This is a genomic window from Variovorax sp. 01T439_2 (assembly GCF_056398445.1).
In genome coordinates this window covers 1-1,623 of sequence record NZ_JBFTPJ010001146.1, presented here as the reverse complement: position 1 = coordinate 1,623, position 1,623 = coordinate 1, and the positions used below count along the sequence as shown (strand labels likewise).

Here is a 1,623-nt window from a genome sequence, read left to right as displayed (position 1 = left end):
GGGCACACCACGTCGACACGCTTCACGCCGCTTGCGCCGAGCTCGCGCAGGGTCGGCTCGGTGTAGGGCTCGAGCCACTTGGCGCGGCCGAAGCGCGACTGGAAGGTCACGCGGTATCCCGTCGCCGCAAGGCCCAGCCGCGCCGCGAGCAGGCGCGCGGTTTCGAGGCACTGCACCTGGTAGGGATCGCCAAGCGCGATGTTGCGCACCGGAATGCCGTGGAAGCTCATCAGCAGCAGCTCGCCGCGGCCCTCGCGCTTCCAGTGCGCTTCGATGCCGAGCGCCAGTGCCTCGACGTAGGCCGGATCGTCGTGGTACTGGTTGACGAAGCGGAACTCCGGAATGCGGCGCTGGCGGCGGCTCCAGTCGTTCACCGCATCGATCACGCTGGCCGTGGTGGTGGCCGAATACTGCGGATAGGCCTGCAGCACCAGCACGCGCGTGGCGCCTTCGGCCTGCAGCGCATCGAGCCGCGAAGCGATCGACGGGCTAGCGTAGCGCATGGCGTCCTGCACCGCCACGCGGTGGCCGCGCTCGCCGAGCCAGCCGGCGAGCAGCGTGGCCTGCTTGCGGGTCCACACCTTCAGCGGCGAACCCTCGGCCATCCAGATGCTCGCGTACTTGGCGGCTGATTTGGCGGGCCGCACCCGCAGGATGATGCCGTACAGGATCAGCGCCCAGAGCAGCCTGGGAATCTCGACCACGCGCGGATCGCCGAGAAACTCCGCCAGGTAGGGCCGCACGGCGGCCGCGGTCGGGGCATCGGGCGAGCCCAGGTTGCACCAGAGGATGGCGGTGCGTTCGATGGCGGGTTGGGGGTCGATGGAACCGCGGTTCCCGTTGTCTTGAGGCATGCGATATTCTCGGGCATGACCTCCGCTTCCACGGCGCCGGCAAGCGCCGCGCCCCTCGACATCAAGCGCATCTCGGCGATCTCGCTCGACCTGGACGACACCCTCTGGCCGATCTGGCCGACCATCGAGCGCGCCGAGACCGTGCTGCAGCAATGGCTGCTGCGCGAGGCACCCAAGACCGCCTCGCTGCTGCTCACGCCGGGCGTCTTGCGCGAGCTGCGCGAAGCCACCGCCAAGGAGCGCTCCGACCTGGCGCACGACCTGAGTGCGTTGCGCCGCGAGTCGATCCGCGCGGCACTCAGGCACGCGGGCGAAGACCCGGCGCTGGCCGATCCGGCCTTCGATGCCTTCTTTGCCGAACGCCAGCGCGTGACGCTCTACGAAGACGCGCTGCCGGCCCTCAAGTGGCTCAGCGAGCGCTATCCGCTGGTGGCGGTGTCGAACGGCAATGCGGACATCCACCAGACCGGCGTCGGCCGATGGTTCCGCACCGCGTTCAACGCGCGCGCCTTCGGCAGCGGCAAGCCGCATGCGCCGATCTTCCGCGCCGCGGCCGCATCGGTCGGCCTGTTGCCCAAGGACGTGCTGCACGTGGGCGACGACGCCGAGCTCGACGTGGTCGGCGCGCTCGACGACGGGGCGGCCTGGGACTTCGACCTGCAGCAGACCCGCGAGGCGCCGGAGCTGGACACGGTGACCTTCTCGCTCAGCGGCACGCCAGATTTCTGCGCCGCGCTGCGCGCGCACTTCGGCCTGGACTGAAGCCTGC

Annotated in this window: 2 protein-coding genes; one reads left to right on the top strand and one right to left on the bottom strand. The window is 70.1% G+C overall.

Going from position 1 to position 1,623, the window contains the following annotated elements:
- The coding region (hemH, locus tag AC1DOC_RS32885; protein WP_478131471.1) for a ferrochelatase at nucleotides 1-854 on the bottom strand (854 nt) is incomplete at its 3' end.
- Between the two features lie 15 nt (nucleotides 855-869).
- Between hemH and AC1DOC_RS32880 the strand changes: the two genes are divergently transcribed.
- Nucleotides 870-1,616 carry an HAD-IA family hydrolase gene (locus tag AC1DOC_RS32880; RefSeq protein ID WP_478131470.1) on the top strand — a complete coding sequence of 249 codons (747 nt, stop codon included), beginning with the start codon at nucleotides 870-872 and terminating at the stop codon, nucleotides 1,614-1,616.
- Nucleotides 1,617-1,623: the final 7 nt, after the last annotated feature.